The sequence below is a fragment of the Pseudomonas sp. TE3552 genome (assembly GCF_056278945.1).
The window spans coordinates 3,049,405-3,069,351 of sequence record NZ_JBWBQJ010000001.1; the positions used below are offsets into that span (position 1 = coordinate 3,049,405).

18 protein-coding genes are annotated in these 19,947 nt (G+C 47.6%); 1 reads left to right on the forward strand and 17 read right to left on the reverse strand.

Features of this window, described 5'->3' with window-relative positions:
• Positions 1–2 precede the first annotated feature (2 nt).
• The 17 genes from ACZ9BB_RS13515 to ACZ9BB_RS13595 all read right to left on the reverse strand — a co-directional run bounded on the left by ACZ9BB_RS13515 (position 3) and on the right by ACZ9BB_RS13595 (position 18,476).
• The gene (locus tag ACZ9BB_RS13515; protein ID WP_476214215.1) at positions 3–770 is read right to left on the reverse strand and encodes a capsule biosynthesis GfcC family protein; all 768 of its coding nucleotides are present in this window, start codon (positions 768–770) and stop codon (positions 3–5) included.
• Positions 767–1,426, reverse strand: a complete 660-nt coding sequence (locus tag ACZ9BB_RS13520; protein ID WP_476214216.1) for a YjbF family lipoprotein — start codon at positions 1,424–1,426, stop codon at positions 767–769. Before ACZ9BB_RS13520 ends, ACZ9BB_RS13515 begins: the two co-directional genes overlap by 4 nt.
• A gap of 14 nt (positions 1,427–1,440) precedes the next feature.
• Entirely contained in the window at positions 1,441–2,553 is a 1,113-nt protein-coding gene (locus ACZ9BB_RS13525) for a polysaccharide biosynthesis/export family protein (protein ID WP_476214217.1), read from the reverse strand.
• Positions 2,554–2,640: 87 nt separating this feature from the next.
• Positions 2,641–2,919: a hypothetical protein gene (locus ACZ9BB_RS13530; RefSeq protein ID WP_476214218.1), complete on the reverse strand. Its 279-nt coding sequence runs from the start codon at positions 2,917–2,919 to the stop codon at positions 2,641–2,643.
• A gap of 430 nt (positions 2,920–3,349) precedes the next feature.
• Positions 3,350–3,889, reverse strand: coding sequence for a dTDP-4-dehydrorhamnose 3,5-epimerase (rfbC, locus tag ACZ9BB_RS13535; protein ID WP_476214219.1), 540 nt, complete (start codon positions 3,887–3,889; stop codon positions 3,350–3,352).
• Entirely contained in the window at positions 3,886–4,764 is an 879-nt protein-coding gene (gene rfbA, locus ACZ9BB_RS13540) for a glucose-1-phosphate thymidylyltransferase RfbA (RefSeq protein ID WP_476214220.1), read from the reverse strand. Before rfbA ends, rfbC begins: the two co-directional genes overlap by 4 nt.
• 45 nt (positions 4,765–4,809) lie before the next feature.
• A complete protein-coding gene (gene rfbB / locus ACZ9BB_RS13545; protein ID WP_476214221.1) occupies positions 4,810–5,880 on the reverse strand; it encodes a dTDP-glucose 4,6-dehydratase in 1,071 nt (356 codons plus the stop codon).
• Between the two features lie 69 nt (positions 5,881–5,949).
• Positions 5,950–7,359, reverse strand: a complete 1,410-nt coding sequence (locus ACZ9BB_RS13550) for a mannose-1-phosphate guanylyltransferase/mannose-6-phosphate isomerase (protein WP_476214222.1) — start codon at positions 7,357–7,359, stop codon at positions 5,950–5,952.
• Between the two features lie 24 nt (positions 7,360–7,383).
• Positions 7,384–8,706, reverse strand: a complete 1,323-nt coding sequence (locus ACZ9BB_RS13555; protein ID WP_476214223.1) for a cellulase family glycosylhydrolase — start codon at positions 8,704–8,706, stop codon at positions 7,384–7,386.
• The gene (locus ACZ9BB_RS13560; protein WP_476214224.1) at positions 8,706–9,464 is read right to left on the reverse strand and encodes a WecB/TagA/CpsF family glycosyltransferase; all 759 of its coding nucleotides are present in this window, start codon (positions 9,462–9,464) and stop codon (positions 8,706–8,708) included. The genes ACZ9BB_RS13555 and ACZ9BB_RS13560 overlap by 1 nt, the downstream gene beginning before the upstream one ends.
• Before the next feature lie 5 nt (positions 9,465–9,469).
• Positions 9,470–10,417 (reverse strand): glycosyltransferase family 2 protein, encoded by a 948-nt coding sequence (locus ACZ9BB_RS13565; RefSeq protein WP_476214225.1) that lies wholly within the window; start codon positions 10,415–10,417, stop codon positions 9,470–9,472.
• A gap of 2 nt (positions 10,418–10,419) precedes the next feature.
• Entirely contained in the window at positions 10,420–11,772 is a 1,353-nt protein-coding gene (locus ACZ9BB_RS13570) for an O-antigen ligase family protein (RefSeq protein ID WP_476214226.1), read from the reverse strand.
• Positions 11,773–11,777: 5 nt separating this feature from the next.
• A complete protein-coding gene (locus tag ACZ9BB_RS13575; RefSeq protein ID WP_476214227.1) occupies positions 11,778–12,998 on the reverse strand; it encodes a Coenzyme F420 hydrogenase/dehydrogenase, beta subunit C-terminal domain in 1,221 nt (406 codons plus the stop codon).
• Positions 12,992–14,158, reverse strand: a complete 1,167-nt coding sequence (locus tag ACZ9BB_RS13580) for a polysaccharide pyruvyl transferase family protein (protein ID WP_476214228.1) — start codon at positions 14,156–14,158, stop codon at positions 12,992–12,994. The genes ACZ9BB_RS13575 and ACZ9BB_RS13580 overlap by 7 nt, the downstream gene beginning before the upstream one ends.
• Positions 14,159–14,254: 96 nt before the next feature.
• On the reverse strand, positions 14,255–15,463 hold the full coding sequence (locus tag ACZ9BB_RS13585; protein ID WP_476214229.1) for a lipopolysaccharide biosynthesis protein: 1,209 nt from the start codon (positions 15,461–15,463) through the stop codon (positions 14,255–14,257).
• 247 nt (positions 15,464–15,710) lie between these two features.
• Positions 15,711–17,936: a polysaccharide biosynthesis tyrosine autokinase gene (locus ACZ9BB_RS13590; protein ID WP_476214230.1), complete on the reverse strand. Its 2,226-nt coding sequence runs from the start codon at positions 17,934–17,936 to the stop codon at positions 15,711–15,713.
• A 45-nt stretch (positions 17,937–17,981) separates the two neighbouring features.
• Entirely contained in the window at positions 17,982–18,476 is a 495-nt protein-coding gene (locus tag ACZ9BB_RS13595; RefSeq protein ID WP_476214231.1) for a low molecular weight protein-tyrosine-phosphatase, read from the reverse strand.
• A gap of 604 nt (positions 18,477–19,080) precedes the next feature.
• On the opposite strand from ACZ9BB_RS13595, the gene galU reads away from it, so the two are divergent.
• The gene (gene galU, locus ACZ9BB_RS13600; RefSeq protein WP_476214232.1) at positions 19,081–19,914 is read left to right on the forward strand and encodes a UTP--glucose-1-phosphate uridylyltransferase GalU; all 834 of its coding nucleotides are present in this window, start codon (positions 19,081–19,083) and stop codon (positions 19,912–19,914) included.
• Positions 19,915–19,947 lie beyond the last annotated feature (33 nt).

A 19,947-nucleotide genomic window follows, 5' to 3' on the forward strand; every position in this document is an offset into this window, starting at 1 on the left:
CTTCAAGGGGCCACCTCAGCCAGCGGTTGAGTGGCGAGAAACTCGGCCAATTGTTGATTGAGCTCAGGAGTCGGCATCTCCAGGTCGTCGCTCCTGATCGGTACCAGAATCCTGCTGCCGGGGGCAACCACGACGCCCTCCTCACGATTCCAGGCCGCCACGCCCACACGCCGCACCTGGCCGTCGGGCTGGATCAGCCATAGATAATCGCGCTCGGCGTCGTCGAGAATGGTGCAGTCCCGGGCATAACCACGGACTTGCTGCATCGCGCGGTAAGGCACATGACAGGGCTGCGCGACCGCCCCGAGGACTTCTACCGTGGACGGCCGTGCGGGATAAATCAGATGGTCGCCATCATCCAGCTGCGCGTTGCGGGCGAACCCCACTTCCACGGCGATCGGGTCGAGCACCGCGACCTGGCGCCCGGTGACCGGCAGCCGCTCGATCTGCTCATACAGGCGCGCACTCAAGTCCGCCCGCATGCTCCTGCCATCGAGCAAGGCGCCCCGTTGTACCAGTTTCAGATCGAACAGGACGCCAGCCTTCAAACGCGCCTGCTTATCCTCCAATGAACGGTGTAGCCACGCCGCGCCCAGCCAATAACTTTCGGCGTTGGGTTGGGCCTTGAGAATGACATCCAGCAAGCGTGCACCGGGTTTGACGTCGAACTGTCCGGGGCTGCGCACATCGCCGCTGACCGTGACAGCCGCCTGGCTAACGCTTGGGCCGATCAGCAGCAGGCCAAGCAAGAATAGCTTCGAACACTTCACCGGGCAGCTCCCCGATCAGGGCGCAACTGCACGATTTTCAGCAACAGCTGCGGCGTCAGATGCTGCTCGCTGCGCAGGATGAAACCGTCCTGGGGGTCGACCCAGTAGCGGTTGGTGGCGCGGAAATTCAGGGTGGGTGCATCCACCTGCTCGTCGATGCGCAGCAAGGCGTAATCCTTGTCCAGAATGCTGATGGTCTCGATGCCGTGGCGGCTGAAACGGCTGTTGACTGCGATACCGATGCGGTTGCCGTCGTAGATGTCGATCCAGCGCGCGCTGGTGTAACCGTCGGGTAAATGCTGAAGGCCGCGCTTGAAGGGCGACTCTTCATTGAAGTGAGTGCCATCCAGGGAGACACCCAGCCCGACGGTGCGCACCACCAAACCGTCGCGCATCATCAGCACTTGCTTGCCGGAAGCGACCCAGAACTGCAGATCGCCCCGCCGGCGAGCCATGGCCATCACCCCCTCGCTGGAGATGGTGCTGACCAGAATCTGCGGATATGGCACGGCGTCGACCTGAGCACGGGTCAAGTGGATGGAGGCAGGCCCCGCGATGGACGTTTCCAGGGTGTCCCAGGAAGCCCTCATCAACGGGTTACACCCACACAGCAAGAGCGCCATCGTCAGACCGGCGCAGGTAGGCAAAATTTTCACGGAGGGATAGAGCCTTATCTGCTGTTGGCTTCGCTGAGATCATTGAGGGAGCTGGCACCAGTCCCGAGGACGGTAGCCGTAGGCAGAAGCTGACTGATAAGACGGTTCCAGCGCGTCACGCCGGCTGGGCCGACATAGACGATATCTTGCGGCTGCAAATCGAAACGAGTGGCCAGTACCAGCGCCGAAGGGGATTCGGCATCAAGCTGAAACACCTTGGCCGGTTCGGTTTCCAGATTGTCCGCTCCGCGAATTACATAAACGGCATTGCCATTGGAGGTGGTCTGGTTCAAGCCACCCACCGTGCCCAAGGCATCGGTCAGGTTGATCGATTTACTCTTGAAGCTCAGCGCACGAGGCACGTTGACCTCACCCATGACGTAGATCCGCTTGAGGTCGTTATAGGGCAAGTACAGCCGATCGCCACCCTTGAGGTAGACACCCTGCAGTTGCGAGTCCTGACGATTGAGGGTATCCAGATCAAGCTTGTACTCGCGCCCGTCGCGGGTCAGCGTCAGGCCTGACAGGTCCGCATTCGACGGGTCTACACCGGCCGCGCCAATGGCCTCCACTACGCTCAGCGGGGTGGTGGTGATCGGCTGCTGGCCGGCTTTGAGTACCGCACCGGAAATCACCACGGTCTGGCTGGCGAAGCGTAATACGCTGACGTCGACTTGTGGACTTTCGACAAATTGCGATAACCGCTCGGCGATAAAGGCTCGCAACTCTTCGATGGTTTTACCGGCGGCCGGAATATTGCCGATATAGGGATAAAACAGCGTGCCGTCCGGGCGCACCAGACGACCGTTGGCATCGATTTGCTGTTGCGGACCGGAAGGCGCGGTCAACTCGGGGTGATCCCAGACCGTGATAAACAACAGGTCATTGGCGCCCACGCGATAACCGCCCGGAACATAGGACAACAATTGCGAGGGCACCGATTCGCGAACATGCGTGGCGGCATCCATGGCAATCAATTTGGGTGTGATCGGAATCAGCTCCACCCGGCTACTTTCCGCAGAGCCGTCACTGACCATTTGACTGGTGTCCATGTGTTGACCAGGCGAAAACATACAGCCGTGCAAGCTGATACTTGCCAGCATAACAACAGATAATCTACGGATCATAATGGCACTACGCTAGTCGAGGGCAAATCTAAAACAAGATCACCCAGAAAGTTCTGAGTGATCTTGGACAACATACTTCGCGGGGTATTAGTTGGTACCGGTAGTACCACCAGTGCCGGTTGTACCGCCCGTTCCGGAGGTACCGCCATTGGAACTGCCACCGGAGTTTGAAGCCGCCGCCGCAGCGCCGATAATGGCCGCGCCGATCACCATGGTTTCGGCGACCGTCACGCCCCCGACCAGCGGAGTGTTCAGGGACAGTGGTTCGCTCACTGCGTCGCTTGCCGTTTCACTTGCTGGTTCATCCGCCGCCAACGCCGCGGTACTCATGATAGCCAGCAAGCCGGCCGTAAGTAGTTTCTTCATATCAGACTCCTTCTCGACATCAACTCTGCATTGGATTTAATACTACGGGACCGGGAATGGGACAGCAGATGCATAGAAATGAGACTCGTCAACTGAAGAGCCAGTTCATGCACAGTGCCTCCTTTGGAGGATGTCATTTATAGGTATTACACGCCATACGCCAAGCGTTGTCACGTCATGGACAAATACCTTTGGACGCTCTGCGGGAAAATTGACGTAAATGGCAATTTTCCAGGAAATTCACCGAAAAACCCGGCAATTTCAGTACAAACTTCCGAGAGCGACTACCTCGCCATGGGCGCCAATTGTTATTATTAGTCAGGATTTTCCCGCTACCTGTCGCGCAAAGTTCTATTGTGATTGAACATGCAAGGCTAAATAACATCAGGTCATAAATAGTTAATGTTAACTATAGAACAATATTGATCAGTCATTTGCCACTCAACAGCTCGCGCAAACGCGGATTGCGCAAGTCTTTTTCCGACAGCTGAGGCGATTCCAAAGGCCAGGCGATGTCCAGCTCCGGGTCATTCCAGAGCAAACCACCCTCATCCTCGGGAAAATACAGATCGGTGCATTTGTATTGAAAGTCGGCGGTATCGCTGAGTACGCAAAAGCCGTGGGCATAGCCCGGCGGCACCCATAGCTGAAGATGGTTGTCAGCCGTCAACTTGACGCCCACATGTTCACCACACGTGGGGGATTCTGGATTGATGTCCACCACCACGTCGTACACCGCGCCTTGGGTGACCCGCACCAACTTCCCTTGGGGCCGGGTCTTTTGGAAGTGCAAACCACGCAACACGCCATACTGCGAGCGCGAGTGATTATCCTGGACGAAAGGCAATTCGATACCGGCGTCGCGATAACGCTGCTGGTGGTAGCTCTCGAGAAAGAACCCGCGGGCATCGCCGAAGATTTTAGGCTCGATGATCAGTACACCAGGCAACCGGGTGTTGATGACATTCATTTCGCAGGCTCCATGGTCAGAACTCGTGCCAGGTATTGACCGTAACCGGTTTTGTGTAACGCGGTAGCTTGTTGATCCAGTTGCGCGGCCGACAGCCAACCCTGGTGATAGGCCACTTCTTCAAGGCAGGCCACTTTCAAACCCTGCCGTGCTTCGATGGTCTGGACGAAATGCCCGGCCTCCATCAACGAATCATGGGTCCCGGTGTCCAGCCAGGCAAAACCACGCCCCAGCACGCTGACATGCAGATCTCCGCGCTCCAGGTAGGCGTTGTTCACGTCCGTGATTTCGAGCTCGCCGCGGATCGAAGGTTTGACTTGCTTTGCAATGCTCACCACGTCTTTATCGTAAAAATACAAGCCGGTGACAGCATGGTCGGACTTCGGATGTTTTGGCTTCTCTTCGATCGAGATCGCCTTGCCGTTATCGTCAAACTCGACAACGCCGAAACGCTCAGGATCGCTGACTCGATAACCGAATACGGTGGCACCGGTCTGTCGTTGCGACGCTTCGCGCAACAAGGCGCTGAAGCCATAACCGTAGAAAATGTTGTCGCCCAGAATCAGCGCTACATTGCTGTCGCCGATAAAGTCCTCGCCAATCAGAAAGGCCTGAGCCAGACCATCGGGTGAAGGTTGTTCGGCATAGCTCAGTTCAATGCCGAAAGAAGAACCGTCACCCAACAGATTCCGGAAGTTGGGCAAGTCCTGCGGCGTGGAAATAATCAATATCTCGCGAATGCCCGCCAACATTAATACCGACAGCGGATAATAAATCATCGGCTTGTCGTAGACCGGCAGCAGCTGTTTGGATATGCCACGGGTAATAGGATGCAAGCGGGTGCCGGAGCCTCCCGCCAAAATGATGCCTTTCATATGAGGATTCCCTTCAGAGTTGAATAGAGGCAGGGTTTGAATGGTTCAACCGATATGGCCAAGACGCTCCGGGCGGTACTCACCATTAAGGACCCGTTGGCACCATCCTTGATGGTCCAGATACCACTGAACCGTTTTGCGTATACCGGTCTCAAAGGTTTCCTGTGGTTGCCAACCGAGTTCACGCTCGATCTTGCCCGCATCGATGGCGTAACGAAGATCATGCCCGGGCCGATCCTTGACGAAAGTAATCAGCTCGCGATAACTCTCGACGCCCGCGGGCTTGTCAGGTGCCAACTCTTCGAGTAGATCGCACAGAGTTTGCACAACCTCGAGATTGGTTTTCTCGTTATGGCCACCGATGTTGTAGGTTTCGCCGACCTTACCCCGACGCACGACCTCACATAATGCGCGCGCATGATCTTCTACAAACAACCAGTCTCGAATCTGCAGGCCATCGCCATAAACCGGCAGAGGCCGGCCATGGATGGCATTCAGAATCACATGGGGAATCAACTTCTCGGGAAAGTGATAAGGGCCATAGTTGTTCGAGCAATTGGTCACCAGTACCGGTAAACCATACGTACGTTGCCAGGCTCGAACCAGATGGTCCGAACTGGCCTTGGACGCCGAATAAGGTGAGCTCGGCGCATAAGGCGTGGTTTCACTGAACAGGCTATCGGTGCCCTCCAGGTCGCCATATACCTCATCGGTGGAGATATGGTGAAAGCGAAAAGCCTGTTTGAGCTCTTCCGATAATCCGCTCCAATAACGTCGGGCCGCCTCGAGCAAGGTATAGGTGCCGACAATATTGGTCTGGATAAAGTCCGCGGGGCCGTCGATGGAACGGTCGACATGGGACTCTGCGGCCAAGTGCATAACTGCATCTGGTTGAAACGCCGCGAATATTTGATCCAACGCGAACGCATCGCAAATATCAGCATGATAAAAATGATAACGTCCCGAATCAGAAACCTCGAACAACGATGCCAAATTACCAGCATACGTTAGCTTATCGAGGTTAGCGACTTCACACTCAGTTTCTTCAATCAGGTGACGAACCACTGCCGACCCTATGAAACCGGCTCCACCAGTAACAAGGATTTTTTTCAGCATATATTTAAGCCCTGACGCTAAAGTAAAAAACCAACAAACTTCTCGCATTACACAATCAAATTTTTTTATTTAACAAACCCTGCCGTACTTATCTTCAAAGCGAACAATATCGTCCTCACCCAAATATGAACCAGACTGCACTTCTATCAACTCAAGCGGTATGATACCGGGATTCTCCAAGGCATGAATCTGACCAATGGGAATATAAGTAGATTGGTTCTCAGCAACCAGATAACTCTTATCTCCATTTGTCACCTTCGCGGTGCCACTTACGACAATCCAATGCTCAGCACGATGGTGATGCATTTGCACTGACAACTTAGCACCCGGCTCTACCGTAATTCGTTTTACTTGATAGCGATGTCCATTATCAATGGAATCATACATCCCCCAAGGCCTGTACACCTCACGATGCGCAGAATGTTCGCTACGAGCATCCGACTTAAGACGTTCAACTATTTTTTTGACTTCTTGCACCCTGTCTTTGTGCGCCACTAAAACTGCGTCTTTGGTCTCAATGATCACTAGATCTTCGACCCCCAAAGTTGCAACCAAGCGATTATTAGAATTTACATAAGTGTTAGTTGTGCACTCACTGATAATGTCGCCCTTAAAAACATTTCCCGCTTCATCTTTCTGACAAACATCCCAGAGAGCAGACCATGAACCGATATCGCTCCACCCTGCATTAAGTGGAACCATAACTGCGTCTGTGGTTTTCTCCATGACGGCATAATCAATAGACCCATCAGGGCAAGCAGCGAAGGCAGCGCTGTCTACTCGGGTAAAGTTTAGATCATTGAAACCAAGAGATATGGCATTTGTGCAGGCAGCTAAAATATCCGGGCGAAAACGCTGAAGCTCTTCTAAATAACGACTTGCCCGGAACATGAACATGCCGCTATTCCAATAATGGCGCTTACTCGTCAAATATTTTTCCGCGGTGACGGAGTCTGGTTTTTCAACAAAATGCTTAACTATATAACCAAGTCCTCCTTCAACATCACCTATTTCCAAATAGCCATAGCCTGTTTCAGCTCGGGTTGGAGGAATACCAAAGGTAACAAGCTTACCTTTCTCCGCTAATGTAAGCGCCGAAAGAATACTACTTTGGAATGCGGCTATATCTTGAATAAAATGATCTGCAGCCAACACTAGAAGAATTGGATCGCTGGAGTCCATTACTGCTTGTAGGGCGGCAAGCGCTATCGCCGGTGCAGTATTACGACCAACAGGCTCTAGTAGTATCTTGGCCGTATCATTGCCCATTTTACGTAATTGTTCTGCAGCTAGGAAGCGATGTTGTTCATTACAAATAACTAAAGGCGGTTTGACATCTAACCCCTCGAGCCTCTTAATGGTCGCCTGTAACATAGATAAATCTGGGTCGGCCAAGTGTAAAAACTGTTTCGGATTAAGCTGGCGTGAAAGAGGCCAAAGCCTTGTTCCTGAACCGCCGGATAAAATAACTGGTATCATTGTTTTACACCTGTAGTGGTTGGATTAAAGCTTACAGGGGAGTGCAGATATTTCGAGTAGATTCTTTTTTATCATTGCCTCTTTTAGCGCAAGACTCTCCCTCTGGCTACCGCTCGCACTCTCCCAATCATTTTCATCACGATGGTTGTAGCGTATATATGATGATGAAATATGGTATTGGCTTATAAGAGAAAATTTCGCACCCCAAACCTTTAATTTTCCTTGTGCATCATATAGGCCGGTATGAGTAGATATATCGTTTGCTTCGGGAGCGTCATACATCCCCCAGTTAAGCCATCCGCTCACCAAACCTTCAGTTACACATATTAAAGATCTATTCCAGTTCGCTTGTGCATTTTCCTTGGCATATGGTAAATACGCTCCTGTCTTTATCCTTACCTTGCCACCTCCATACCATCCAAACTCACCAACAACCACGGGCTTTCCAAGCCCCGATATTTTTTCAACAATCCCACGTAGGTAGGCTAAATTACGTAGTTTTCCATTACGACTTTCATAGTTATACCAACCACCCTCGTTCGGATAGAGATGTATTTGATAAAAATCCAATGCTTGCCCAATTCTTTTCGGATTAAAAGCGGAATAATGGCTGGGCCTTCCCAACCCTACTGGAATTGATGTTTGAATTAGACCAATTGTAACAAGCCTATCAGGATCAATATTCTTAATTGACTTACTTAGAGCATCCACCCAAAAAGTGGCAATGTCCTCACGAGACTGTTGAACCTTCATTAAGTCGTCATATGCCGACTTCCAATCATCAAGTACATCTATATTCGGCCAAGGTATATTTGGCTCATTAGCCAGTTCAAAACTTAGGATTGTCTGCTCGCCCTTGTAACGTGCAGACAATTGAGCCCAATAAAGTTTCGTTTTGTATATTATTGCATCATCTCGAAATCTATCGCCTTTTGCCCAAGCAGGGACTCCCTCCCATGCCTCCAACCCCACCAAAATTAATCGAATATCATTTTTTTTTGCCGTATCTATCATATGATCGAGTTTCTTTAAACCTGATAAATCCAGTTTACTTCCGCCCCAAAAAAAACTTTTGTAAGTTAAAAAAACTCTAACTGTATTTAATCCTAATGAATGTATCTTTTTAAAGTCACTTTCTACTGAAGACTTATCGTATCGGACCCATAATTGAGGGGCCCACCCGGTGTTGGGCCTATAATAATTAACCCCGTAGATTTTTACGTTACTGCCCCCCAAAAGAGACACTTGCGTGGATTCATTCGCTATTGCAACGCTTCCAAAATTTAAAAAGGAAACGACCAAGAGAGTGATCCCAAACTTCACACGCCCGACAAGAAACGCAAACATTAATTTTTTACGCGTTGAAAATACTCTTTAGCAAGAATACCTACAAATTTCGTATCCTCTAAAATGTATCTACGCCACAACCGCTTGGGATCCGATAGTAATCGCCAAAGCCATTCCATCTTTAGCTTTCTGACTGCTATAGGAGCACGTTTAACTTTACCAACTATAAAGTCTAAAGCAGCACCCACGCACAAAACCAGATTCGTCTGCAATAAATCTTTGTTTTGAATAGCCCAAATTTCCTGGCGAGGATAACCAATACAAACAAATACTATATCCGGACGACTGAGCTTTATCTGCTCAACAATCTTATCCGAGTCCTGATTCCCATTTTTAAAACCTTTATCCGGCGAATAAATAGTCAAATGAACGTCTGGATAAAGCTGTTTCAGTTTACTATAGATATTACTTTCTTCTCCGGGAAAGCCACCCACTATAAAAACTTTCATTTTACTATTATTTGCCAACAGCAATAACTCCGGCATCAAGTCAGCGCCAGTCACTCTTTCGGGGATGCGTTTATTTAATATATTTGAAGCAAATACTATAGGCCATCCGTCGGCAAAAAAATAATCCGCCTTCAAGTATATCGACTTGATTTCTGGACTCCTATCCAACATAACTACATGATCGACATTAGGAGTAACTACTACCTTAGCCTTTTTTTCTTTAGAATGGGCATCCAAAATAAGATGCTGAACAGCCTCTTTGAATGTAGCTTTTGCTATAGGCACCCCAAATAACTCTTGAGTTTTCATGCGACTTATCTCCAGGAAAAATTCAAACCCGCCACTACCCCCATGACACCATATCTAATGTTTTTCAAACTTCCGAGATTTTGGATCACAGTTATTGCCGCCAGCGCTATTGCAGAAAAAATATAGCACGGCGCAGAGTGAAATTTTTTATTGTACATTATTGCTGCACGGTTACGGTAAAAGTGGAACATATGACTCTTATTTTTTGTACTAGCGCTGTCGCCATGTTGAGCGAAACTATGATTTGATACACGAAAATGAAAACCATAATCGATCGAGCGGCGTTGCCAATCTGCTTCCTCTGAGTACATAAAATATCGCTCATCCATGAGACCAACTTTCCGCACGATATCTTTCTTTACAAGAAGGGAAGCTCCCATCAAATAATCTGGCTCCGGCAATATTGGAAGCATTTTATCTAATTCGACACGCTTAAGATTTTTACCAATCAACTTCGCCTTGCCCAGCCACGGATAAAGTTTACCTCCACCTATACACTGAACAACACCAGGGTTATCTGAATAAACCAAAACTGACGCGCTAAAGCCACAATCAATATCGGCATTCATAGTATTAAGCAATGCTTCTAGAGAGCCCGATTCCACCATGATGTCATTATTTAATATCCAAAAAAAATCGAATCCGGCACGATAGGCATAATCTATCCCTATGTTATTTCCACCTGCATAACCATGATTATCATTGTTTCTGATTACACATCTATAATATTGTTGCTCATGGTTTTTAATTTCGAGCTCTGAAGTTATTAAAACATCCGTAGAGTCGCCATTTGCAACAGCCTCAGCCAACATATTAAAGTCAGCTAACTCCGAGCAATTATCAACCACAATTACTGGGATACTATAATTCTCAGCTATCGATTTTAAGCACGCTATTGTTTGGTCGGCGCCATTCCAGTTAAGAATTATGGCGCAGACTTTTTCGGTATGCATAGTTAATTCCTTTTGGAAAGCATGTTAAGTGATATAGAAAACCCAATCAGCGCGAACAAAATTGGTAGTATTGTAAATATAGACAAGACAGACATTGAGGCCGCTCCAGCGGCAATGCTTGCAGAAATAGCCAATGCAAGCCCCCTTATACTCTTATTTATGGTTTTATCGATTGATATCCTATACATCACCCGACTGGCAATAACGAATATTGATACAAAAGCGAATAATGCAGGCAGGCCAGAATCCAGAGCCTCAGCCAAATAATAACTATCAATCGTTTCATTCCAAACCGCTTCACTCCCGGACACTGTATCGCCAATGCCGATTATTACTTTTTTCGCATTACCAATTCCATGACCTAGGATGGGCTTTTCTTTAACACCCATAATCCCGTTATTAAGTTGGACTAGTCTCGTTGCCGTACTGGACTGCTGTGTAGCGGACCCGCCACTTGAAAGAAATAAAACCGCGCCTAGCAGAGCTATAAAACCCATAAAAACAGTAAACTTGTGCATCGTGTAGTATACCTGCCTAGTTGATGGCGAAATACTACTCAAATACTTAAGCTTAACTGTAGATAGAGCAATAATAATAACAGCTATAAAAAGACATACAAACACTGACCGAGCATAAGTCAGATAAGCCGCCACCAGGAATAGCGGTAGAAACATGATAAGCGCCATCCCCCGCCATAGTTTGGCACTCATCATCGCAACTAGCAGCGGTATTATTATTATCAAATACTGCGACAAAGCCAAAGGATGTTCAAAAGTTGATTGAATCCTATAATTTCCATCTCGAATTTTGATTTGAGCTGCAATCTCTCCTGTTTGGGTAGCAGTGTTAGCAAGTGCCCTAAATATATTGTCACTTATTATTCCTTCAACAACCCCAAACATAGAAACATACAACGCGCTAACTATCAGAATAAAGAGCAGAATCTTTATTTTTTTGACACTATCAACAAATACTGCCGAATAAAACAAAATAAAGAAATTCATCAACACCTCATTCAACAAAATGAAAAATGAGTATTGCGATGGATTTGCAGCAAAAGAAGCAACTCTAAGTAAGAGATAAACAGCGATTACCAGATAAATTTTTTTATTAGTATGGACTGATAAACTTATTCTCTTTTGTGCTCCTTTGGATCCTAGCATACATAGAGCAGCAAGCCCAAACATCCCCGCAACCAACAGCCGTTGAGGATTCAACCCGACATTTTCGTGTAGTCGTATATCGAGATAGAACGGAATAACTCCAAATGCAAATAGGAAAATAGCTAATAGAGTTAACAGCAGATTCCATCTGCTCGTATAGCGCTTTGGGACCGCAGTGCGATCGCTAGACATATAGTTCATAACTTTCTTAACTTTAACGCCCGAGTAAGAGTCCCCAGATAACTTTTTACATTGTCCTTTAGCGTACTTTTTTTACTTAGAGAAAGTAACATCTTTAAGTTATACTTTGGGATGCTCATGTTGACAGTTGCTAAGGCCAACAACCTTGAAAGAGCAAGACTTTTCCTAGAAGCCTGATATGGCTGCATTTTTTGAAGCTCTGTAACATCAATAGGCTCCACAATTAGTGAATCCTTATTAATCACTCGATTCAGAATATTTCGCCCATGCTCAGTTCTAATTAATATAAGGCTACGTCCCTGCTGTTCGTCGAAGCTAGGATAACCATTCGTATCACCATGCCATGCGTCAGCACACGTAATATCTGCGGACTCCCCCGTTCCGTCGATGCAAATCTTGCATCTGAACTGGAGGTGTCGATTCAATATTTTCCCCCATGAATCGTCGTAACTCATACCTCTAGTAATATCTTCATGAGTAGTAACTTTTGCTTGTCCTGGCCATCCATCACCCCTGTACTGAAACCCCTTTACATCCTCGACATCTACGTCTAGTGCTTTTAGAACCGCATGTGTCCCCTTTAGACTAGGAACTCCTGCACACATGAACGATATGCAGCAATATATTTTCTCTCTTACCTCTTTATCTATTTCACAAATTTTGCGGACAGCAACAACATCGCAAGGTTTACCTATGAAGGCTATTCGCTTATAGTTCTTTATTGCTTCGAACAGGCCTTCTAATGGCGCAGCGGGAGCATATCTTGATCCGGCATGCTTCATAACATCTTCAGGATTAGTACTTATTTGGTACCTATTCTTCAACGGATCTGAAGTATCTACACCGGTATGAAGCACGGCATCCACTTCGCCTTGAAATAGTAAGCTTGACGCAATTGAAGTGATTGCGCCTCCCGAAGATGCTTTGTGGCGTAGCTCATCATTGGAAGACCAACCAACAAAGCTGTTAAGAATAGGCCCCCACAATCTGTCTTTACTTTGCTGGTAAAAAGCAGAGTCGACAGACACACCTGGGCAAATCTTTAGAATGTTATTCTCTTCTTGCTTCGTCAACCCTTCCTTTATGAATGGTCTTAAATATCCATCTGAGTTTAGATTCAACTTTATCTTTTCAGGTGTAGTTACTGAACATGCTCCGCAACCAACACACAGGTTATTTTCCAAAACGCTTTTGAGTGTCTCACAGCTTTTTAGCATGTGACATCTCCAATTACGCGATTTATAATCGACTTATATTTCTCGAGACGGCTATCAATACTGGCTTTGGCATTATGAATTTCATTCTTGAGTTTCGCTCTTTCATCTATATCGGACAGTATTTTTTTGAGCACATCCTCAGTTGTCTGCTCACGCAAATCGAGTACTCTTGTGTAATTAATCGAATTAAAAAGCCCCGCGAATTTCCGACTATATGCGAGTGGGGTAACAGGTACCGAGGAAGAAAATGCTCCAATCGTCGCGTGCATTCGAGCTCCAGTAAAATAATCTAACCCGCTTATATAAGACTTCGCTTCTTCAGGCCCTTTAAAACGGGGGGCAAGTATTATGCGATCATATTTTTTTGCGTAAACCTCTGACACCGCATAATCATCTTCGCTACTAAATTCAGTGGGTATTACGTGAGGAACTAAATGAATTTCAAACTCTGGCCGCGCCAACAAATGCTCAATAAGTCTTTTAGTCAGCTCTACATAGTCCGTTTTCAGGCTAAATTGATTTCCACCATTGTATCCACCCGCATGTAGTAAAGCAGATATATTGATACCAACAGCTATTTTATCAGCTACTGTTTTTACCTTCATTTTTTGATACGGCAGGCTGAAAGCTACATCAATTGTTTCTGCTATATTTTCAACACCCATATCTTTAAGCACAGCGAACGATTGCTGATCTCTCGCAATTGTTTCTTTACAGCGACGTAATATTTTTTTTGCAAAAAATATACTGCTTGCTCTGTGGAATGGGCCAATTGTTTGAGGCGAAAGCACCAATGTCTTTTTACTCAAAACAACTAATGCTTTACTCAATAGCAGTTTTGCTATTCTTTTGTACCCATAGATATCAGCAAAGCTATCGCCTTCTCCAATATCGAAAACCACGTCACACTTTCTAATACTGCTCAGGATAGCTTGCGGTCGTTTTAATAATGTTTTTTCCGAAAACTCAACAAATTCATATGAGTACTTGTCATTTCTAGGAGAGTAATCACATGGCCCTGATGAACCAATAACTATATAATGTGCTTTTAGCCCCCTAGCCTTAACAACGCTATCGATAAGTTCTAGATTCGCCAGACTAAGAGCGCCCACTCCTAGATTGCCTGAACTGAATGAATGCCACAAAAGGCCTATATTCATTTCCTACTCCAATAAAATAAGCTCTATCAAATATTTTGAGAATGAAATGTAACCACTTCAATCCTACATAAGCTGGCAGAGACACCAACTCAATTGCTAATCTATAAGTACCGGCTCGGCATATTTTACAACTGATAAAACATAAAAAATCATCATAATAATTTGAGATATGAGCAAAATGCTTAATATCACTTCGATATTGATATCGTAAAGAAAACTATACATCACTGTAAATATCACCGAACTCACCGCACATATCGCGTTTATAATTGCTCTTTTCTTCTGCTGCCCCTTAATAGTTAAGTAGGAGCCCGCGCCCGCGGCCAGAAATCGAACAATGATCATGAATGTAAGAATAATCTCTATATCTAGATCTGGGCTATACATGGAACCAAATAGAATTGATAAAAAGTAGTTACAAAACACAAAAAACAAAGCAGCCACAACTAACCCAAAAACAAAAAAAGAGCCCAACAAGTAATATTTTATATTTTTGTCAGAATGTAGTGTTGTTGCTTTAGGTATTACCAAAGCTCCTATCACACCACCTAGATTTAGCGAGGAACTTAACACCTTGGAAGTTGGCTGGTAAATCGCGAATGCCTCTTTCCCTATAAGTACAGATATTAAAATAGCATCTAACTGCGCTCCGAGATTGGAAAAGATGGAGTCGAGCGTGTAATGCTTCAATCTTGTGTAGTACCCAAAAACACTCTTGCTTGATATTCTGTTTCTAATTTTTTTTAAATTATTCTTACCTACCCCCCGCAGCAATATTCCCGTAGTAAATATGCGAGGAGATAGTATTGATAATGCTGCCAGAGTAGGACTAATGAACACAATACAAGAAATACTGATAATTAGAACTGACTGCGTAGTTGACTTTATTAACTCATCTTTAAATCTATTCGTAGCTTTTAAATTTACCAGATTTGTCTCGTTAATGGATGAAAGGATTCCAGAAAAGAAGGAAGCTAGCAAGATAACTGTATTATCTAGTGTAGTAGTTACAAGATTGTACATCACTAAACAAATCGCAATAGCAGTCGAAACTGCAAGTCTTGCAGCCATTGACTCATAGAGGCGCTTAGTATTCTGGGCAGTACTTTCAAGTCGAGCAGAGCGCAGTATCTCGTTATTAACTCCTCCATCCACAAAAATACATGTGATTTGTGCACATAATAGCCCAATGGCTAGATGGGTGAACTTTTCAAAACTCAAAGCATTTGTATATATTGCTATCATCCCTAACCCTGTCGCAATTCGTAGGGCAGTTGAAAACAGGGACATGAAAAGCTTTTTCATTTTATATCTTCATGGATTTTGGTTTTTTCACGCTACCGCCCCAGGATTTTTTGTCATTTTCCTGAGAACAACACATTTTGATTTTTCTGTTAATTGCTACATCACTAAGTAAATTTTAACTATCAACTAACTCTTCATCTTAAATGTGAAGACCGTATTATCGATCTTCACTTCATCAGTCAGGAACTTTGGGCCTCATCGACCATAAACAATTATTGCCTTTTATTATTGAAGGACTGCGGAGTCATCATGCTTTATCACTATTATATTCATAGCTATAATAGTGATACCCGCCATAACCATAGCTCTGGGACGCTTTTCTTTCTACACCGTTGAAAATGGCTCCTTTAATGACAACGCCATTCTGGGAGAACCGGCGGACCGTCAATTCGATTTCTTTCGCCGGGTTCAAGCCATAGCGCGTCACGATCAGGTTGGTCCCGGACAGGCGCCCGACGATCGCCGCATCTGTCACCGCCAGTAGCGGCGGCGTATCGAGAATCACCAGATCGTAGAGTTCACTCGCCTGTTCCAATAGCGCACTGAAATTGGCATGCATCAGTAACTCGGAAGGGTTGGGCGGGATCTGGCCTCGACTAACAAAATCGAAGTTGTCGATTTGGGTCTTATGGATGGCGGTGGCCATATCGCAGCGCCGGGTCAGGATGTCGGAGAGCCCATTATCTTGGGAAACACCTAACACTTTGTGCAGATAGCCCTTGCGCATGTCGACGTCGATCAATAATACACGCAACCCGGTTTGTGCTATCACCACCGCGAGGTTGACCGATACGAACGTTTTACCCACTTGGGGGCTAGGCCCGGAAATCATCAGGCGGTTGTTGCCGGCCTCATGCATGGCGAAGTGCAGACTGGTACGCAAACTGCGCAACGCCTCAATTGCTAGATCGGTAGGATGACTGATGGCCAGCAAAGTAGAACCTGCGGAACGCCCTCGTCCGCGAGAGAATTTGTCATCTTCGGTTTTCTGCAAAATGCTGTAAGGAATCGACGCGTAGACTGGCAACCCCAGTTGTTCGATGGCTTCCGGGCTTTCCAATCCCCGGTTCAGCGCCTTGCGTACCAGCACCAGGACCACCGCCAGCAAGCCGCCAAGAATTGTGGCGATCAGTACAATCAAGGCTTTTTTCGGTTTGACCGGTTTGAGGAAATTGACATCCGCGGTGTCGATCAGACGCACGTTACCGACGGTCCCCGCTCGCATCACATCCAGCTCCTGAGACTTGTTCAGCAATTGGGTATAAATGGCCGTCCCGACTTCTACATCCCGGGTAAGGTTCAGCAGCTCTTGCTGGGTGGAGGGAAGGCCCTCCACCTTGCTCGCCAAACTTTTCTGCTTGCTGCTCAACTCGCCGATCTGGGTCAATAGTGCGCGATAGGCGGGATGTTGCCGGGTGAACTTACGGTCCATTTCGGCTTGTTGTAACTTCAACTCGGAGATGCTGGTATCGAGCCCGACAATCTGATCGAGAATGGCTTTGGTTTCGAGCGTGATGTCCACGGACTTGCTGCGGGTCTGGTATTCATTCAAGGCATTCCCGGCTTTCTCCAGGTCCTTCTTGACTACCGGAAGTTGCTCTTTGAGAAACGCCAGGCTCTGCGCTGCCTCAGCGGAAGTGCGCTCTACGTTTTGCCGAACATAAATAGCGGCGATTTCATTGAGTGTTTTAATGGCCTGATTCGGATCTGTACTTTCCAGCGCCAGCCCGATAATGCCCGACTCTTTTCCTCGCTCGGATACATCCAAATCCTCTTGGTAGTCGAGGATGCTGGTCAGGCGAGAATTGCGGATGATTCTGAAGCGGGTTCCAGGGTTGGCGTGCATTTCCTCTATCTGAAATGCAATGCCATTTTGTTCGAAAAGTTGTCCAGCCTGGTTGGCCGCCAATACGTTGTCATCTTCGTCCACCAGGGTGTAATGACCATTTTCACCCGTGGTCAGGGTCAACTTCTTGCCCAGTTGCGAGTCGGGAAGATCCAGTTTGAATATCTTCAGCGACTCCCCTCCCCAAGCGTAACTGTTCAACCCCAACAAGGGGTCGGCTATTTCACCGGGATTACTATTCTGGAATCGACGCGCTAGGAACTCACCGACAACCGGGAAGTACATCGGTTGTATGACGATATCAAGTTTCAGGTTATCGACCGTCTTGCCAATCACCGCACGAGACTTGATCAACTCGATCTCGGTCGCCGAAGGCGACTCTTTTCCCAACATGCTGCCGACATCGGAGAAGCCCAACAAATCGTTCTTCTTCGCTTCAACCTGCAACAATGCATTCGCCTGGTATACCGGCGTCGCCAGCACCGCGAACGCTACACCAGCCGCCATAAAGGCACCGGTAACCGCGGCAATCAGCCATCTATGGTCGATAAGTGTTCCAAACAAGCCGAGAAGATCAATCTCGTCATTGTCGTCGTCCCGTACGTTGACTACCGGTGCTTGCTGCATAAGTCGGATTCTTTGCCTGTATTACGATTCAAAAAGGAGTGGCCATCAGCGCGTCAGGCGCTGTGCCCATGCGAGTACGGCTTCTTCGATCAACGCATAAGCGTGCACAAAAGCAGGTTTGCCTTGACGGTAGGGGTCGCTGATTTCGCGATCGTCTTGCCACTTGCCCAGCAGCAACACTTTGCCTCGCGCTTCAGGGGCAATGTTGAGTACCCCGCTGACATGCCGTCGTTCCATCACCAGAATCAAGTCCGCATCACTAACGGCTTGAGACGTGAGCTGAACGGCCTGGTGCTCGTGGGGCAGATGACCGTGCTCCGTGAGTACTGCGTGTGCCGTCGGCTCGAAGGGTTTGCCCGTCAAAGCAGCGAGGCCAGCCGAGCTGACCTCAATTTCAGAATGAACGAGTGCCCCGCGCAGCAGATGCTCCGCGGTGGGACTGCGGCAAATATTGCCGACGCAGACAATCAAAACCCTTTTAAGCAAGATAACATTCCCCGTCTTGTCAACATTGGCGGTGACATAGCACTTGCCGAACATAAGAGCTTTAAACTACGAATGAGTCCGGGTATTTACAACCCCGGTAACTGCAGCTGAAACTTTAAAATCATCAGTGCGTATTTATTACCATGACGTTTGAACAGCCCCCAACTTTTTATCCAGACAAAAAATAACATTTCGTTCTTCGAGCATTGAAAATAACAACCTGCGAATTTATCCAGACGATTTATAACAATTACGATTTTCCCGCGATCGTTCAATCTAAATTACACCGAAATAACGAACGACTGATATATAGCCGTTCCGCTAGCGCATTGCCAGGGCGTCGGACATTCGGTTAGAAGTTGGGTAAGAGATGCCTTGGGCAATCACTTTGTTTACAGCGGGTTGCGTCAGGAGCATGCCAAGGAACCACCAGACATGCTCGCCGGCCAACCGACCGCCCGATTTTTCTCTCTGCCTGTGCCTTGAGCGAAACATGGCGTACAGGCCTTTCGCTGCCTATGCAGCGTTGCCAACATTTTTTTCGAGTGATCGAGCCATTTAGAGCCCGCACTCTCCAGCGTTACCGGCTCCGACAACTGAGTCGAACCTTTCCTACTGCCATTAGCCATTCCATCTGTCTACTTTCAAGGACGCTTCCATGATTCGTAAATGCCTATTCCCCGCTGCCGGCTATGGCACTCGCTTTCTACCCGCCACCAAAGCCATGCCGAAGGAAATGCTGCCGATCGTCAGCAAGCCGCTGATCCAGTACGCCGTGGAGGAAGCACGCGACGCCGGCCTGCAACATATGGCCATCGTCACCGGCCGGGGCAAGCGAGCGCTGGAGGATCATTTCGATGTCAGCTTCGAGCTCGAACACCAGATTCGCGGCACCGATAAGGAGCGATTCCTGGAAGGCACGCGTGAGCTGATCGATACCTGTACTTTTTCCTATACCCGCCAAGTGGAGATGAAGGGCCTGGGTCACGCCATTCTCAGCGGTCGTTCGTTGATCGGTGATGAGCCATTCGCCGTGGTGCTGGCCGATGACCTGTGCCTGAACCTTGAGGGTGATGGCGTGCTGGCGCAAATGCTCAAGCTTTACGAACAGTTCCGCTGCTCGATCGTGGCGATCCAGGAAGTGCCCCGTGAGCAGACCCAGAAGTACGGCGTGATTGCCGGCGAGCTGATTCGCGAGGGTATTTACCGGGTCAACAGCATGGTCGAGAAGCCCCGCCCGGAAGACGCCCCGTCCAACCTGGCCATCATCGGTCGGTACATTCTGACCCCCGATATCTTCGACCTGATCGCTGACACCGAGCCAGGCAAAGGCGGTGAAATCCAGATCACCGATGCATTGATGAAGCAGGCTCAAAACGGCTGCGTGCTGGCTTACAAGTTCGAGGGCCGACGTTTTGATTGCGGCGGTGCCGAAGGTTACATCGAAGCCACCAACTTCTGTTTCGAGAACCTGCATCAGAACGCCCTGTGACGGCGCTGAACCCAGACAAGCGTGCGTTTCATC